This window comes from Leucobacter sp. MMO-125 (assembly GCF_037148395.1).
In the GTDB taxonomy this organism is placed as follows: Bacteria; Actinomycetota; Actinomycetes; order Actinomycetales; family Microbacteriaceae; genus Leucobacter.
The window spans coordinates 1-304 of sequence record NZ_JBBCTL010000008.1 but is presented as its reverse complement, the minus strand read 5'-3'; the positions used below and the strand labels follow the sequence as shown (position 1 = coordinate 304).

Genomic DNA, 304 nt, shown 5'->3' with positions numbered 1-304 from the left:
CCCCATTCGCACGCACCTCAGCACCAACAGGCAGACCCAAATACCCATCAGGGCCACCCTCGCTCAGATACAAACCACGAATCGCACCATTGATCACCGAAGCACCAGTCCCATTCGACCAATACGCCGTACCACGCTCAAACTCCTGACGCGACACCCCATTCGCACGCACCTCAGCACCAACAGGCAGACCCAAATACCCATCAGGGCCACCCTCGCTCAGATACAAACCACGAATCGCACCATTGATCACCGAAGCACCAGTCCGATTCGACCAATACGCCGTACCACGCTCAAACTCCTG

1 protein-coding gene is annotated in these 304 nt (G+C 56.9%); it reads right to left on the bottom strand.

The window, feature by feature from the left end; genetic code table 11:
- Positions 1–304: LGFP repeat-containing protein (locus tag WFI54_RS12725; protein ID WP_442918941.1), on the bottom strand; the 304-nt coding region annotated here is incomplete at both ends.